At 44.0% G+C, this 16,221-nt stretch carries 16 protein-coding genes and 1 pseudogene; 2 read left to right on the forward strand and 15 right to left on the reverse strand.

Translation table 11 applies throughout. From position 1 onward, the window contains the following. From QTN94_RS12995 to QTN94_RS13020, 6 genes and pseudogenes are all read right to left on the reverse strand, one after another. Positions 1-72 (reverse strand): annotated as a pseudogene (locus tag QTN94_RS12995) (type VI secretion system tube protein Hcp); the annotation flags it as partial. A gap of 360 nt (positions 73-432) precedes the next feature. Beyond that, positions 433-1,821, reverse strand: coding sequence for an oxygen-independent coproporphyrinogen III oxidase (gene hemN / locus QTN94_RS13000; RefSeq protein ID WP_331427873.1), 1,389 nt, complete (start codon positions 1,819-1,821; stop codon positions 433-435). 184 nt (positions 1,822-2,005) lie between these two features. Beyond that, a complete protein-coding gene (locus tag QTN94_RS13005; protein ID WP_138973707.1) occupies positions 2,006-2,494 on the reverse strand; it encodes a DUF2489 domain-containing protein in 489 nt (162 codons plus the stop codon). 8 nt (positions 2,495-2,502) lie between these two features. After that, positions 2,503-3,054: a Der GTPase-activating protein YihI gene (gene yihI / locus QTN94_RS13010; protein ID WP_331417771.1), complete on the reverse strand. Its 552-nt coding sequence runs from the start codon at positions 3,052-3,054 to the stop codon at positions 2,503-2,505. Further along, a complete protein-coding gene (locus QTN94_RS13015; protein WP_331417772.1) occupies positions 3,054-3,692 on the reverse strand; it encodes a class I SAM-dependent methyltransferase in 639 nt (212 codons plus the stop codon). The genes yihI and QTN94_RS13015 overlap by 1 nt, the downstream gene beginning before the upstream one ends. A 716-nt stretch (positions 3,693-4,408) precedes the next feature. After that, on the reverse strand, positions 4,409-5,026 hold the full coding sequence (locus QTN94_RS13020; protein ID WP_331417773.1) for a c-type cytochrome: 618 nt from the start codon (positions 5,024-5,026) through the stop codon (positions 4,409-4,411). A 135-nt stretch (positions 5,027-5,161) separates the two neighbouring features. On the opposite strand from QTN94_RS13020, the gene yihA reads away from it, so the two are divergent. Beyond that, positions 5,162-5,827: a ribosome biogenesis GTP-binding protein YihA/YsxC gene (gene yihA, locus QTN94_RS13025; protein WP_331417774.1), complete on the forward strand. Its 666-nt coding sequence runs from the start codon at positions 5,162-5,164 to the stop codon at positions 5,825-5,827. A 427-nt stretch (positions 5,828-6,254) separates the two neighbouring features. Here yihA and QTN94_RS20660 read toward each other — a convergent pair whose 3' ends face one another. From QTN94_RS20660 to hemB, 4 genes are all read right to left on the reverse strand, one after another. Next, positions 6,255-6,302, reverse strand: coding sequence for a hypothetical protein (locus QTN94_RS20660; RefSeq protein WP_438356636.1), 48 nt, complete (start codon positions 6,300-6,302; stop codon positions 6,255-6,257). Between the two features lie 193 nt (positions 6,303-6,495). Continuing rightward, the gene (polA, locus tag QTN94_RS13030; protein WP_331427874.1) at positions 6,496-9,291 is read right to left on the reverse strand and encodes a DNA polymerase I; all 2,796 of its coding nucleotides are present in this window, start codon (positions 9,289-9,291) and stop codon (positions 6,496-6,498) included. 622 nt (positions 9,292-9,913) lie between these two features. Continuing rightward, positions 9,914-10,351 (reverse strand): GNAT family N-acetyltransferase, encoded by a 438-nt coding sequence (locus tag QTN94_RS13035; RefSeq protein WP_331417776.1) that lies wholly within the window; start codon positions 10,349-10,351, stop codon positions 9,914-9,916. A 69-nt stretch (positions 10,352-10,420) separates the two neighbouring features. Next, entirely contained in the window at positions 10,421-11,470 is a 1,050-nt protein-coding gene (gene hemB, locus QTN94_RS13040; RefSeq protein WP_269378133.1) for a porphobilinogen synthase, read from the reverse strand. A gap of 150 nt (positions 11,471-11,620) precedes the next feature. Between hemB and QTN94_RS13045 the strand changes: the two genes are divergently transcribed. Beyond that, positions 11,621-12,382: a TatD family hydrolase gene (locus QTN94_RS13045; protein ID WP_331417777.1), complete on the forward strand. Its 762-nt coding sequence runs from the start codon at positions 11,621-11,623 to the stop codon at positions 12,380-12,382. A gap of 64 nt (positions 12,383-12,446) precedes the next feature. Here QTN94_RS13045 and tatC read toward each other — a convergent pair whose 3' ends face one another. The 5 genes from tatC to QTN94_RS13070 form a co-directional block, all read right to left on the reverse strand. Continuing rightward, positions 12,447-13,199 carry a twin-arginine translocase subunit TatC gene (gene tatC, locus QTN94_RS13050; RefSeq protein ID WP_331417778.1) on the reverse strand — a complete coding sequence of 251 codons (753 nt, stop codon included), beginning with the start codon at positions 13,197-13,199 and terminating at the stop codon, positions 12,447-12,449. Positions 13,200-13,262: 63 nt separating this feature from the next. Next, on the reverse strand, positions 13,263-13,694 hold the full coding sequence (tatB, locus tag QTN94_RS13055) for a Sec-independent protein translocase protein TatB (RefSeq protein WP_331417779.1): 432 nt from the start codon (positions 13,692-13,694) through the stop codon (positions 13,263-13,265). 3 nt (positions 13,695-13,697) lie between these two features. Then, the gene (gene tatA / locus QTN94_RS13060; protein WP_331417780.1) at positions 13,698-13,934 is read right to left on the reverse strand and encodes a Sec-independent protein translocase subunit TatA; all 237 of its coding nucleotides are present in this window, start codon (positions 13,932-13,934) and stop codon (positions 13,698-13,700) included. A 50-nt stretch (positions 13,935-13,984) separates the two neighbouring features. Next, a complete protein-coding gene (gene ubiB, locus QTN94_RS13065; protein WP_331427875.1) occupies positions 13,985-15,619 on the reverse strand; it encodes a ubiquinone biosynthesis regulatory protein kinase UbiB in 1,635 nt (544 codons plus the stop codon). Continuing rightward, on the reverse strand, positions 15,616-16,221 hold the full coding sequence (locus tag QTN94_RS13070) for a ubiquinone biosynthesis accessory factor UbiJ (RefSeq protein ID WP_138973694.1): 606 nt from the start codon (positions 16,219-16,221) through the stop codon (positions 15,616-15,618). The genes ubiB and QTN94_RS13070 overlap by 4 nt, the downstream gene beginning before the upstream one ends.

The raw sequence follows: 16,221 nt of genomic DNA on the forward strand, positions 1-16,221 counted from the left end.
AGCCGTACAGGCGCCCGCCGTGATCAGACCCTGAGTTTCACCGTCGATAGAAATATAACATGGAGTTGGCATAGTAAAATCCTTAGAGGTTGTGTGTAATAACACTAACTCTTAGTCAAAAAGCGTGCCAAAATGAAAATGTATATATTTCAACAATTTAAGCATTTGTTAATATACGAGCTGGGCAACTTTTTGCTCGAATCGAGCAAGATCTTGCCCAGATCGAGCAAAAAGTTGCCCGGAAGCAAGAAATGCACCGAGGGGACTGTGAACAATCACAAATGATGAAAAATCAGAAAATACCCCACTGCTACAGAGGGGTCGTTCGCAACAGTATGGTTTGCTATCCAGTGCGTTGCGAACACGTTAAGTGATAGGAGTTAAGCTTTAACGCTGGCTTTTCAGATTCAACATCGTCCAATCGAATAATGGCTAGATGACTCGAGAGAATTGTTGCTGCCTTGCCTTAGCTCTTAGGTACTTATCGAAACACATACAGATGTTACGGATAAGCAAACGGCCACGCAGTGTGACGCGAATTTCTTGGTCATCCACTTCAACCAATTCATCATTGATAAAGGTCTGAAGTAACCCTAAGTCTTCTTTGAAGTACGTATTAAAGTTCACACCGAGTTCTGACTCTATCTGAGTTTTATCAAGTTTGAAGTTACAGATAAGCTGTTTAATGACTTCACGGCGTAGTAAGTCATCACTATCAAGAGCTACGCCTTTCCATAGAGCATGGCGCTGATCGTTGACTTGCGCATAGTATTTCTTGAGCTCTTTCTGGTTCTGAGCGTAAGCATCACCAATCATTGAGATAGCAGAAACACCAAATCCGACCAAATCCGCTTCACCTTGTGTGGTGTAACCCTGGAAGTTGCGGTGCAACACACCATTTCGCTGAGCAACCGCTAGCTCATCATCCGGCTGGGCAAAGTGATCCATACCGATAAACTGATAGCCTGCGTTAGTGAGCGTCGCAATGGTATCTTGCAAGATAGCCATCTTCTCTTCAGCTACCGGTAGATCTTCATCTTTGATTTTACGTTGAGCAGCAAAGAGTTGTGGCATGTGAGCGTAGTTAAATACAGAAAGACGTCCTGGGGTCATCTCCAGTACTTGCTTCAGAGTCGCCGCAAATGACTCTTTTGTCTGCTTAGGCAAACCGTAAATAAGGTCTAAATTTGTCGAACGGAAGCCAAGCTCTTTCGCTCGCTCAACCATAGCAAAGATAAACTCCTCATCCTGCTCTCGGTTAACTAGCTTCTGAACTTCTTTATTGAAATCCTGAACACCGATACTCAGACGGTTAAACCCTTCGCTACGCAAGTGATCCAGCATATCCAGTTCAATTTCTCTTGGATCAACTTCGATACTGATTTCTGCTTCAACCTCAAAGAAGAACTCACCACGGAGAATGGCCATTAAACGGCTAATCTGCGCTTTGGTTAAGAAGGTTGGTGTACCACCACCAAAGTGAAGCTGAGTCACTTTTCGCCCTTGCAGTAGTGCCGCACGCGTTCTAATTTCCAGTTCCAGTACATCAAGGTACTCATCCGCTTTATGAGCATGACGAGTAATCACCTTGTTGCAACCACAGTAGTAACAAAGCTTGTGGCAGAAAGGGATATGAATGTATAGCGACAAAGGACGCTCAGGATACTGCGTACAAGCCATATCATAGTCGGCGACAGTGAAGGCCTCGTGAAACTCCAACGCGGTTGGGTATGAGGTATAACGAGGACCAGAGTAGTTGTACTTATCTAGAACGGCTTGATCCCAGACAATTTGTTGGCTTGCGACGACAGGCTGCGACATGATGGTAGTTCCGTTTGGGCTGTAAGACTTAATTTGGCTTAAGAAGCCATTGTAGTGAGCAGGCTATTTTGCCACACCTAGATGATAGTCGTCGGGGGACTAGCTGCATTTTGAGTGGCAATACTCAGAATTGATAACTCGATCACTACCCTTTTAGGATAGGTGATCGAGCTATAATACCAATCTAGATCATTTGAATATTGATCTGATTATTCAGCGGTTGAACCTTTTTCTGCAGTTGCTTCAATTCTTCAACAATCGCATCCTGAAGACGAGACTCTGCTTTGTGACGTTCTAGGTTTTGTTTCATGCGATCTTGCTTAGCAAGTTTCTGGCGTTCTTCTCCACGCGCCATATCTTTAACGATATGGAACAGTTCCGATGTCGCCGGATACTCTTTATCAAAATCAACCCTATCTTCACCCTGAACATAATCCATGATGTTGTATAGGCGGATACTCACCTCAGATAGGTCACACTGCTCTTGGATGCCCGCTAAGCAAAGGACGTGGACGCTTTCAAAAATGTTGGCATTACGTTTTTCAATTGCAAGCTTTTGATGCTGCAATTGCAATTCCTTTTGCTTTTTAAGCTTGAGCAGAAGGTAACCCGCATATGATGCTAAGCCGAGAATAATCACTCCGCCCGCGATGGCTAATAAGGTTACATTCATTGGCTCACTTATCCTTTAAATTGGTTCAAATCCAGATCTTCAAACTGAGAGAGTAAATCGTCATCCGATTGTGCTTTCTTGTAGCTTGCTTCCACCATTGGTGATTCATCCGCTGGTTGCTCTGAATCATCTTCATCATAGATGCCCAATTGCTTCATCAACACTTCAATGCGCGCAAGTTTCTCATCAACGTATTTCTGTAGGCCTGCACCTAGGTTTTCACCTTCATCAATACGGTCAAGCAACACGTTCAGTTGAGCGTCATTTTCTAGCATCTCTAGCTCTTGTTCAGCATTGAGACGTCGCTCTGATTTGGTTAGCTTCTTCTGCGGCTCGACAATCAAAGGAATCTTTTTCTTGCTGCCTAAACGCGGATCACGCTGCTGACCAGCTGTTTGTGACTTGTGCTGTTTTTCGTCAGAGTTGCGGCTGCCAGTCTTTAGGCCTTTGCGCTTTTTATCTCTTTTACGTAGACGTCCTTCAACGTCTGATTGTGTGCGGTTACGCACAACGATAACGTCGTTGTGACCACCAGATCTCTTTTTCTTACTACGGCTCATTACTGGGCTTTCCTTAGTAAAATTACATCATTACCAATAAATTCAAGCTCGAGCTGATCCCGCTCTGCCAGATAGCGAAACGTATTGCGACTAAAAAAGACCACATGCGTAGGATCATTTTTATAGTGCCATGAGGCAAACGCTTCAACATCAATGACCATTTTGGTCATTAGACCAATCCAGCCACCTGGCTTAACTAAATTCAACCATTGCTGCCACACTTGGTTAGGCTGATATAAGTGCTCTATTACTTCAGTGGCAGTCATAAAGTCATACGTTTTACTCAACACCTCAGTATCTGGGTGATAGTAAATATCGTACAAACTCATGGTATGTCCCTGCTCTTGCAACATTAATGATAATGTTGGTCCCGGGCCACAACCAAAATCAATTCCGTGAGAACTTGGCTCAATACGCTCTAATATGGGGTCACAGACCCTAGATAAAAAGCGTCGATACCCTTCATCGGCTGGATCATTCTCATGCAAATCGTAGTGGGCTTTTTCTTCTTTTGCATCTAAACGATGATCAGGATTAACGAAAACAAGCTCACACTGCTGACAGCAAAGATACTCTCGTCGCTTATCTGCATAGTAGTGTTCAATCTCCAAGCTTTGGCAAAGGGGGCAGTTATGCATTGTTCCATCCTCAAACGGGGATGCGAAACATACCAGAAAGTCTCCTTAGAGTGGAGCACTATTGTGCAAATATTCATCGATTCATGAAAATTAGGAATAAAAAAAGCGATAGAGCTACTCTATCGCTTTCTAAATGCCTTTCGGCCAAACTGTGTTGCACTTATTTTAGTGCATCAATATTCCATTTGTTTTAGGTGCTTTCCCTGCCAAAAGTGTTGTTTGCCACCATCCTGGTGAGTTTTGGCTTTCCTTTTGACTTCCTGCTACCTGAGCTATTCCTTAGCCTGATCCCTTCCATTGTCTTTAACCATTAGACAAGGTGACCATCCTTATCAAGTAGGTGTCCTACCTACCCTGTATCCATTCTTCAACTACCAAGCGTCTATTACTTGCTTCCATGGAGACTTCCTAGTCTGGTATCCGATATCAACGTCCTGCTGATGAACACACTTTAGCGTTTTACTCTCATTGAACAATCCACTAACAAGAAAAAATACGAATATTTTCTTGTGATTTTTTTATTCATTTATTTTTCAGTTACTTATAAAAACACATGAGAGAAATGAAGTACAACATATGGTCGATCTCTCACAAACAATAGGGATAGATCATCCATCGTTGACTAAATTGAAATGTGACCAAGCGCAAACGAAAAAGCCCAGAACTGAGTCTGGGCTTTTTCTTTACAACTTTATGCTCGAACGGATAAGTAGGGCTTAGTGCAGGCCACCAACGTATTTAGAAAGCGTATCAATATCTTCATCCGTTAGCTTTTTCGCGATATCACGCATCATAGCGTTCATATCGTTAGCGCGATTGCCATCACGGAATTTCTCAAGTTGGGCTTTGATGTAATCTGCATGCTGGCCAGAAATTTTAGGGAAGCCAGACAATTCAGTACCATTACCACGAGGGCCATGACACGCAATACATGCTGTTAAACCACGCTCAGCATCACCTGCGGAGTATAGCACCTTGCCTTTTTCAACAACATTCTCTGGAGTTGTGTTGTTAGAAATAGGAAGTGATGCGTAGTAAGCAGACAGATCTTGCATGTCTTGCTCTGTCAGCGGCATAGCCATGCCACTCATGACAGGGTCGTAACGACCTTGCTTTCCACCACTGGTCATACCCAGTTTCAGATCTTTAAGCTGCTTTTCAATATATTTAGCATGCTGACCTGCTAGCTTAGGGTACATTGCGAGTTGACTGTTGCCATCAGCACCATGGCAGGCAACACATGTTAGGGATTTTGCTTTACCAGCTTCAATGCTGCCTTGGGCCCACACAGAGCAGCTGGCTAAAAGACTCAAGATTAGCGCTAATTTCTTCATGACATTCCATTATAATTATCAAGCTTCCGGTACCACTCATGGTACAATAGGCGACCTTATGCCGAGCACGGTTATTTTACACAATTTCACAAAAAAGTAATCAATCGACTACACAAAGTCGAGATGGAGTTAACAGTGAGCGTAAAAATTCATTATCAAAACACGCATTTCATCACTAGTGCACCTGATATTCGTCATTTGCCAGAGGATGAAGGTATCGAAGTTGCGTTTGCTGGACGCTCCAATGCGGGTAAGTCGAGCTCTTTAAATCGCCTGACTAATCAACGTAGCCTTGCGAAAACCAGTAAAACCCCAGGTCGTACACAGCTTATTAACCTTTTTAAAGTGACAGAGGGTTGCCATATTGTCGATCTTCCTGGATACGGTTTTGCTCAAGTTCCTCTAGAAATGAAGAAAAAGTGGCAAAAGTCTTTAGGCGAGTACCTACAAAAGCGTCAATGTTTGAAAGGACTGGTCGTGCTAATGGATATCCGCCATCCAATGAAAGACCTAGACCAGCAATTAATTTTCTGGGCGGTAGATAGTGGCATTCCTGTTCAAGTCCTGCTTACTAAAGCTGACAAGTTAAAAAGCGGTGCTCGCAAAGCCCAAGTGTTGAAAATAAAGAAAGACGCTGTCGGCTTTGGCGGAGATGTTAGTGTCGCTGCTTTCTCATCGCTTAAAGGCATTGGTGTTGACGTATTACGTAACAAACTTGATGAATGGTTTGCACCAGCACTAGCAGAAGCTCTGATTGATGAGATTGTTGACGAAGAAAATAGTGACAACGAAATCGAATAAGCCCGGATTGTCGTGATATCTAGCCCTGCCTCACTGGTGGGGCAACGGGAGAGAATAGGTATTATTAGTTATTATTCGCTAAGGATCTGTTATCTGCCGTTGCAAATCAACTTAATCTCTCCAACTAGAATCCTTCATCAATCAAAAGACAATCAATAACAAATCATTGATTTAATTAACTTTATTTCAAGTTAGATCTACATTTCACGACGCAGCAAGTTTTTGGTTTTCGAGTCAAAATAACCAAAGTGTGACTGGTAATAAGTTACATATTTTCTTTTAGTTACAAAACTGAAGATAGAGATGGTTTGCTTTGATGATATAAGACAGGAATAAAGGCAGCAGAAATGTTACTTGGATAGAGCCACAAAGTTTTACTTGGCCCAATAAAAAACGCCCCAGTCAAAAGCTGACTGGGGCGGCTGAATCAGCCTAATCCAATAACGTGAAACAAAAGGTCTGAAAGATAGAACATCTTACCTCTGTACCCTACGTCGATTAATGTACAACAATTGGTCAGAAATGAAAACCACTTTTGTAAGTTTTTTTCATTAAAATTTTGTTTAGCAACATTTAGGCAGAATGACTCGATACTTTATTCATGCCAAAAAAAAGCCAGCGTTTGTGCGCTAGCTCATATTAATTCCATTGAAATGGCTATTTTTTGTCTAGTGGGCCTGTTCCCAGTTATCACCATGACCCGCTTCAGCCACAAGAGGCACTGCAAGTTCAGCTGCTGATTCCATTAATTCTTGTACTTTACTTTCAATTTCGGTCAAAGCTGACTCTTGAACTTCAAAAACCAGTTCATCGTGAACTTGCATCAGGAGTTTTACTCGACCATCACCTTCAGCTTGAATCCACTGATCGACTAACAACATCGCTTTCTTGATGATATCGGCCGCAGTTCCCTGCATTGGAGCGTTGATTGCCGCTCGCTCTGCAGCTTTGCGACGCATGCCATTACGAGACTGAATTTCAGGTAAATGCAAACGGCGACCAAAAATGGTTTCAACATAGCCCTGCTCTGCTGCTGCGCTACGAGTATCTTCCATGTACTGCATGACACCTGGGTAACGTTCGAAGTATTTGTTCATGTAGTCTTGCGCTTCGCCACGAGGGATACCAAGTTGCTTCGCCAAACCAAAAGCACTCATGCCGTAAATCAGACCAAAGTTAACCGCTTTAGCGCGACGACGTTGTTCAGAACTCACTTGGTCTATTGTGATGCCCATGATCTCCGCAGCCGTAGCAGCGTGGATATCTTTACCTTGCTGGAACGCGTCCAGTAGTGCTTTATCACCAGATAAGTGAGCCATAATACGCAGTTCGATTTGCGAGTAGTCAACTGCCATGATCTTGTACCCGTGAGGCGCCACAAATGCCTGACGAATTCGACGGCCTTCTTCATTACGGATAGGGATATTTTGTAGGTTAGGATCCGTTGATGACAAGCGACCTGTCGCAGTGACAGCTTGATGATAGGAAGTATGCACACGGCCTGTCACCGGATTAATCATCTTCGGTAGCTTATCCGTGTAGGTCGACTTCAACTTCGCTAAGCCACGATATTCTAGGATTACTTTAGGTAACGGATAATCTAGAGCCAGCTCTTGCAGTACTTCTTCATTAGTTGATGGCGTACCAGATGGCGTCTTCTTAATAACAGGCAGAGCCATTTTTTCAAATAATAGAACCTGCAACTGTTTAGGAGAGTTCATGTTGAACTCTTGCTCAGCGATCTCATACGCCTTCTGCTCTAGTTCATCTAAGCGTAGGGCGATTTCCTGAGACTGGGCTGCGAGTTTCATATCATCAATGAGAACACCAGTACGCTCAATACGAGAAAGAACAGGCACCAACGGAACTTCTATCTCTTGGTAGATCGATTGAAGCTTAGCGTCTTGTTCGATGTTTTCCATCAAGCGGTTGTGAAGACGAAGTGTGACATCGGCATCTTCGGCTGCATATGGTGAGGCTTGATCAAGCTCAATCTGGTTGAAGGTAAGTTGCTTTTTACCCTTACCAGCAATCTGTTCAAATGAGATACAGCTATGCTGAAGGAAACGAAGTGCCAAGCTATCCATATCGTGCTTGCCGCCAACGCTGTTATAAACGTATGACGCTAACATGGTGTCATGCTTGATGCCTTTCATCTCGATACCATAACGAGCGAGCACGCTAGCATCGTATTTCAGGTTTTGTCCCACTTTCGCTTGGTTATCGTCTTCTAGTATTGGCTTCAACTGCTCCAACACCCAATCACGGTCTAGCTGCTGAGGTGCGTCAAGGTAATCATGGGCAACAGGAACATAAGCGGCTACGCCCTCTTCTGTCGCAAACGACACACCGACTAAATTTGCGACCATGTAATCTAGGCTGTCAGTTTCTGTGTCGAAAGCGAAGACTTCCGCTGATGTTAGTTTCTCTAGCCAAACGTTGAATGTCGCTTCATCCAGAATCGTCTCATACTGACTACGATCTATGGTCACTGCCGATGTATTCATATCTGGCACTGAGCTTGCTGATGCACTATTAATCTGAGCACCTGACTTTTCGTCGGCTGCTACGACACCCGTACCACCATCAAGCAGCTCATTTAACCATGATTTAAACACTAACTGACCGTAGAGCTTAATCAATTCATCTTTATTCGGTTCCGCCTTGAGAAGTGATTCAGGCGTGCAATCTAACTCAACATCCAGTTTGATGGTTGCCAATTGGTAAGAAAGCTCAGCATTCTCTTTGTTATCAATTAGCTTCTGCGCCATGGTCTTAGAACCACGGAACCCTAAGCCTGCGATATCATCAAGGTTTTCATAAAGTTTATCGATACCACCGATCCCTTGTAGCAGTGCCGTGGCCGTTTTATCACCAACACCAGGAACCCCAGGAATGTTATCCACTTTGTCGCCCATTAGAGCGAGGTAGTCGATGATCAACTCAGGTGGAATACCAAACTTCTCAACCACTCCTTCACGATCCATTACCACGTTAGTCATGGTATTGATCAGTGTGATGTTGTCGTCGACCAACTGAGCCATGTCCTTGTCACCCGTACTAATCAGTACCGGCATGCCTTCTTGCGATGCTTGGTAAGCTAACGTACCGATGACATCATCCGCCTCAACTCCGGGAATGCAGATCAATGGTAAGCCCATTGCACGAATGACGTTGTGCAATGGTTCGATCTGACAGCGCAGATCATCGGGCATCGGTGGTCGGTTTGCCTTGTACTCTGGATACATGTCATCACGGAAAGTTTTACCTTTCGCATCAAAAACCACAGCAATACGGTCAGAAGCAAATTGACGCATCATGCTGCGCAACATATTCACCACACCATAGACAGCGTTGGTAGGAATATCACCATTGCTCATCGTGCCTGGATAAGCATGGAATGCGCGATAAAGGTAAGAAGAACCGTCGATTAGGATTAACGGATTATCAGGAATATGAGCCATAGCTTGTACGTATCCAAAGAGAATGCAAATAAGATCTGCCTAGGATGCCATGACTGCGAGAGTGAATCCATTTTAACTCTTTGCGACCGACTCACACATTTGCACATTCCTTTTTCAACACAATGCCAAAATTGTGGATAACTCTGTTTATATAATTTACCCACAGGATATAAATGGTTAGTAAAAAGACAACCGACACAACTTAACTTTATGTAATAAAAGAATATTTAATTAGATCGATCATTCCTAGATCGATCTGACAATGATCCTTGACTGTGGAAAAGACTATTGGTGTCCTTTTGTTCATCCAAAAATCTTAGCTATAAAAAAAGCGACATCTTTCGATGTCGCCTAGCAAAAAGGGGTCAAAGCATATTCAGGTGAATGTCTCTGCTTTGCCATAAAGCTATAAATTACACTGGAAGCAATGTGAGCAATGTCGTGTCAAAAAGAACTCGTGCAAGTTCGATTAAGTTCTGTGTCATCACCAACTCCAATGTTGAATTTGGTAACTCACCGTCCTTGTGAACTTCTCTCATTCCCTAAGACGAGATAAATAATAACCATTCTCATTTAATGAGTCAACATCTAAATGAGAAAAAATCTCATTTATTTTATTAACTCACTTGAGTACCTTCAAAAAGTGAATTCGGCTCTCGAGCAAAGGATTTTTTTGTTCAAATTTTTCAATGAGATAACCATTCCTAAGCAAGAGTCTTAACATCGCCGCAAACTGGTTTCTCGATTTCACTTTGAGTTGTTTATAGCCTTGTTCCTTTACCCAACTCTCTTGAACATCTAACAATTTCTGTGCGACACCTTTATTTCTCGCCTTAGACGAAACCCCACCAAACCAGCTGTAAAACGTTTCTTCATCGAGTTGATAGCCTATCTTAAAGCCGAGCAACTGCCCTTCTTCCTCCGCAATCTGGATGAGATAGCGTTTACCTTCAAGTCGCTCAGATAAACTCTCAATGGTTTCTTTATGAATAAACTCGGTAATGTCATTCACAACCTCAACACACTCAGTCAACGTCCCTTCGCGGCATATAACTGTCATTACTCTTCCCCAAAAACAAAAAGGCCAGCGGAGCGCTAGCCTTTAATTCAACAAATCAATGTTATGGCTTTACTCTTGTGAGCCTTTAAGATATTCAGCTGCCTGTGCATTCTCTTGCGCCAACCATTCAGCAACATCTTTAGCAAAGTAGGTCAGAATGCCATCGGCGCCTGCGCGCTTAAAGCACAACAGAGATTCCATCACCGTCTCACGCTCTTTCAACCAACCATTGGCAAAGGCCGCTTTGTGCATCGCATACTCACCAGAAACCTGATAAGCAAATGTTGGAACTTGTAGCTCAGACTTAACACGACGAACAATATCAAGATAAGGCATGCCTGGCTTAACCATAACCATATCGGCGCCTTCGTTGACGTCCATCGCGACTTCGTGAATCGCTTCATCACTGTTCGCCGGATCCATTTGGTAGTTCTTCTTATTGCCACCTTTAAGGTTGCTCGCACTACCAACCGCATCGCGGAATGGGCCGTAGTAACATGATGCATACTTCGCAGAGTAAGCCATGATCTGAGTATTGATGTGACCTGCCTGCTCAAGCGCTTCTCGAATTGCGCCGATACGACCATCCATCATGTCAGAAGGAGCGACGACATCTGCGCCTGCCTCTGCGTGTGATAGCGCCTGTTTAATCAGAACTTGAGTGGTTTCATCGTTAAGTACGTAACCCTCTTCATCGATGATGCCGTCCTGACCATGTGTGGTGAACGGATCAAGAGCCACATCTGTGATAACACCGATTTCTGGGATGTGCTCTTTTAGAGAGCGAACTGCACGTTGCACCAGACCTTCTGGGTTGTACGCTTCCGCTGCGCACACACTTTTTGCGTCTTGATTCACAACAGGAAATAGAGCAATCGCAGGCACACCCAACTGAGCAAGGTATTGAGCTTCTTCTAACATCAAATCAATAGAAAGACGTTCAATGCCTGGCATAGATTCCACGGTTTCGCGGCGATCTTTACCCATTAAAATAAACATTGGGTAAATCAAATCATTTACAGACAGTTGGTTTTCAGCCATTAGACGGCGGCTAAAGTCATGCTTGCGCAGACGGCGCATGCGACGGCCAGGGAACTGACCTTGAATCGAAACTGACACTCTATTCTCCTTGTCTGGTGAAAGTGCTTGGATTGCATAATATCACTCCTTGGTAGTGACGCTAGCAACAAAGCAGAAAAATGCAAAAAATGACCAAATGCTCACACTGCCGTATACTGGCATCCATTCAATGAGTTCCAGAGACAGACCATGATCGATACCCATGCGCATATCTATGCCAGTGAATTTGATGCAGACCGTGATGACGTAGTTAAACGGGCCCTAGCCCAAGGCATTGATAGAATATTGTTACCTAATATCGACTTAGATTCGATAGAGCCAATGCTCGCCACTGAAGCGCAATACCCACAGATTTGCCGTTCGATGATGGGACTCCACCCTTGCTATGTCGATGGTAATGTCAAACAGACGCTAGATATCATCTATTCATGGTTTGAGAAACATCGCTTTATTGCCGTAGGCGAGATCGGTATTGACCTTTACTGGGATAAAACCTTTAGAGCAGAGCAAGAGATGGCCTTCATCACACAGCTCAATTGGGCTAAAGAGATGAAACTGCCGGTTGTCATCCATACGCGAGATTCGATCAAAGAAACCCTGGGCTTACTAAGTCAGGAACAAGACGGTTCCCTATCAGGCGTGTTCCACTGCTTTGGTGGCAGCCTCGAAGAGGCTAAAGCAATCAATGGCCTCGGATTCCACCTCGGCCTTGGAGGCGTGTCTACTTTCAAAAATGGCGGAATGGACAAGGTGATACCTCATCTTGATATGAACTATGTCATCCTTGAAACAGACTGCCCTTATTTAGCGCCAGTTCCTCATCGTGGTAAGCGTAATGAGCCCGCTTATACCGCTTTGGTTGCCCAACGCATCGCTGAGCTACGTCAAATCAGTGTCGAGCAGGTAGACCAGTTAACCACACAAAACGCAACAACCCTGTTTGCCCTTTGAATCAACATCTCTTAAACGAAAAAGGCTTGCCGATTGGCAAGCCTTTTATGTCTTTGGCAGAAGATTAGACTTCTTCTTCCTGTTCATCAGCCTCGTCCTTGCGAACATAGAAACGAGCAAAAAATAAACCCACCTCGAAAAGCAAACACATCGGTATTGCCAGCAAGGTTTGTGAAATCATATCTGGTGGCGTTAGCATCATACCAACGACAAATGCGCCGACCACAATATATGGACGTTTTTCACTCAAGCTTTTCGGTGTGGTTGCACCTGTCCAACACAACAAAATAATTGCGACAGGAACTTCAAATGCAATACCAAATGCGAGGAATAGAGCCAGTACAAAATCGAGATAACTCGAAATGTCTGTCGCAAACTCCACCCCACCCAACGAGATAGCGGTGAAGAATCCAAACACTAACGGAAATACCACAAAGTAGGCAAAAGCAACACCACAGTAAAACAGTAGTGAACTTGAAAACATAAGTGGCATGATGAGTCTACGTTCATGTTTATATAAGCCCGGTGCAACGAAAGCCCAAACTTGATAAAGAATAAACGGTACCGCGAGAAAAATAGACGCTATTAATGTCAGCTTTAACGGGGTAAAGAACGGAGATGCAACATCAGTTGCAATCATCGTTGCCCCTTCTGGTAAACGCTCTACCAAAGGTGCAGAGATAAACTCATAGATATCATTGGAGAAATAGATCAGCCCTATGAACACCACCAACACGGCTAGAATTGCACGTAATAAGCGATTTCGTAGCTCCAATAGGTGACTGATCAAAGGCTGTGTCTGCTCAACAGAAGACATGGAAACCTCTACTCAAAAAAATCGAAAAGGAGCTGCAATTAAACAGCTCCTCCTAATGCGAGACTATTCGGCTTTTTTATCTGCCTGTGGTGATGGTTGAGGAGATAAACTCTCAACCTTCTCCCTGGAGTCATTGGCGCTTGGAACGGATTCAATACTCTCATTCACTGTCTCAGACTTATTCAATGCTGAGTCGCTTTTGCTCGCATATGGGCGCTGTACATCTTGCGCAGCTTGCTTCAATTGCTCTACCGAAGCCTTCAGATCTGGGGAAAGGTCTTCCATCCCCATTTGTTCCGCTTTACGCAAGTTTTCTTGCAGTTCTTGTATCTTAAGCTCGTGAGAAAGCTCGTCTTTCACACTGTTCGCCATATTCTTTGCTGCGCCTATAAACTTAGAGACACTGCGAATTGCATGAGGCAAACGCTCCGGACCAAGAACCACCAGCCCAACGACAGATATTAATACCAGTTCCCAAAAACCGATATCAAACACGAGTTACGCCTGCTCTTTGTCTTTCTTAGTTTCAGCAGTCGCGTCCGTTTTCTGCTGCTCTAGGTTCTTTTGCTCGAAGTCAGCGTCTTTCTTAGCTGCATCATCTTCACTCATCGCTTTCTTAAAGCCTTTTACTGCGCCACCAAGATCGCCACCAATGCCACGTAGTTTCTTAGTACCAAACAGTAGAACAACGATGACAGCAATAATTAGAAGTTGCCAAATACTAATACCACCCATTCTTTTTACCTCGGGTCTTATTAAACAAAATTATTTCAAGAGTTTAACGTCTATCGACGATAAGCTCGCCAACTAAGCAACCAAAATGTGACGCCACCTAGTGCACTCACCATTGAAAGTTGCTCATATGTGCTGTTGACCAATATTGCCGAGCATACGACTAATGTGGCACCAACACCAAATAAAAATTTTCCTGTCGCTTGCTGACGCTTGCTGGAACGATAACCTTGATATAGCTGATCGATACGCTGATTCATCATCTTGCCCTGACGCAAGCTGTCATACAGAAGCTCAGGCAGCTCTGGCAATTTTTCTGCCCAGAACGGCGCTCTATCTTTCACCGCATTAATCACCGCCTGAGGCCCTACTTGGTTCATCATCCACTCTTCAAGGAATGGTTTAGCGGTTTCCCACAAATCCAATTGAGGGTATAGCTGTCGACCTAGGCCTTCCACATAGAGCAAGGTTTTTTGTAGCAAAACCAACTGAGGCTGAACTTCCATATTAAATCGTCGTGCTGTATTGAAGAGATTCAATAGCACATGACCAAATGAGATTTCGCACAAAGGCTTTGCAAATATAGGTTCACATACAATACGGATAGCAAATTCAAACTCATCCACATTGGTTTCACGTGGAACCCAACCTGACTCAACATGCAGTTCAGCAACTCGGCGATAGTCTCGGTTAAAGAAAGCTAAAAAATTCTCTGCTAAATAGCGTTTATCTTCACTATTAAGCGTACCGACAATGCCACAGTCTAAGCCTATCCAACGAGGATTCTCAGGGTGCTCCGGCTCAACAAACACATTGCCCGGATGCATATCAGCATGAAAAAAGCTGTCTCGAAATACCTGAGTAAAAAACACGCTCACACCACGTTCCGCTAGCAGCTTCATGTTGGTGCCATTCGCCTTCAGACCTTCGATGTCCGATACTTGAATGCCGTATATTCGCTCAGAAACCATGACAGTTTTATTACTGAAATCAGTAATCACTTCTGGAACGTAAAGTTCTTCACTTCCTTCAAAGTTTCGTCGCAGCTGAATCGCGTTCGCCGCTTCACGTCTTAGATCAAGCTCATCAAGTAAGGTTTTCTCGTACTCACGCACGACCTCGACCGGTTTTAAACGACGTGCTTCAGGAAGTGCTTTTGCGACTATACGCGCCATGCGGTACATCAGTTTTAGATCTGCATCAATGACCGGGCGAATATCTGGCCTAATGACCTTTAATACCACTTCTTGGTTAGTCGACTTAAGCTTAGCCGTGTGAACCTGAGCAATGGAGGCCGAAGCCAGCGGTTTGATATCAAAATCATCAAACCAAGTGTCAAGTGCACCGCCTAGCGCCTGCTCTACTTGCTGTTTAGCTAGCTGACCATCAAATGGGGAAACCTGATCCTGCAATAAGGCAAGTGGATCGGCAATCTGAGGAGGAAAAAGATCGCGACGTGTCGACATCATCTGACCAAACTTGATCCATACCGGGCCAAGCTCTTGCAGCGCTAGTCGCAGTCTATCGCCAAGTGGCTTGTCTGGATGTTGATTCTTAATCCAGAACAGACTTTTTCGTGCTAACAGAGGCGCTTTAGTTAATTGATGATTGGGTAGCAACTCATCAAGACCATATTCCAATTGGACTCGGATGATTCGGTATAAGCGACGCAGCTCAGTTAAGGTCATGCACGCTCCAATAGCTGATTAAGTTTCGCTTCCACACGTGCAGCTTGGCTTCTGACATCATCAACTTGATCACAGAAGTGAGCAATTTCAAGTGGCGCAGGAGCTATTTTCCATTCTTCAGTTAAGACTTGAGCAAGGTGGTTTTGATGCTTAGTCGCTTGTGACTTAATCATTTGACCCACGTTGGCAGCGCCTTTCACGACAGTGTGAGCAACCACATCACCAGTCACTCTAGACAACCACTCTTCAATGTCAGGTTTGCAATCCGTCATAAGCTGAGAGAACTTCTGTGCCAGTTGGATATCACCTTCAAGAATCAACTTATCTTGTTTGATCAAACGAGTAATGTTGGATTGCTCACGCAATTCTGGAAGCACAGATAGATTGAGGGATAAGTAACAATCTGGCTCGCCTTCATAGTTTGCCAACACATCAATTTGCTGGCTAAAGATAAAGGTTAGTGTTTTATTCAGTTCTTTGAGATGAACTTGAATAACCTGACCTTTTAAACGGGCAAGACGACGACCCAATTCTGGGTCATCCTTAATTAGAATGTTGAGCGATGTTTCAATCACTGCCGTTACAAGTGGTTCAAATGGCAT

The organism is Vibrio sp. M250220, from assembly GCF_036533795.1.
GTDB lineage: Bacteria > Pseudomonadota > Gammaproteobacteria > Enterobacterales > Vibrionaceae > Vibrio.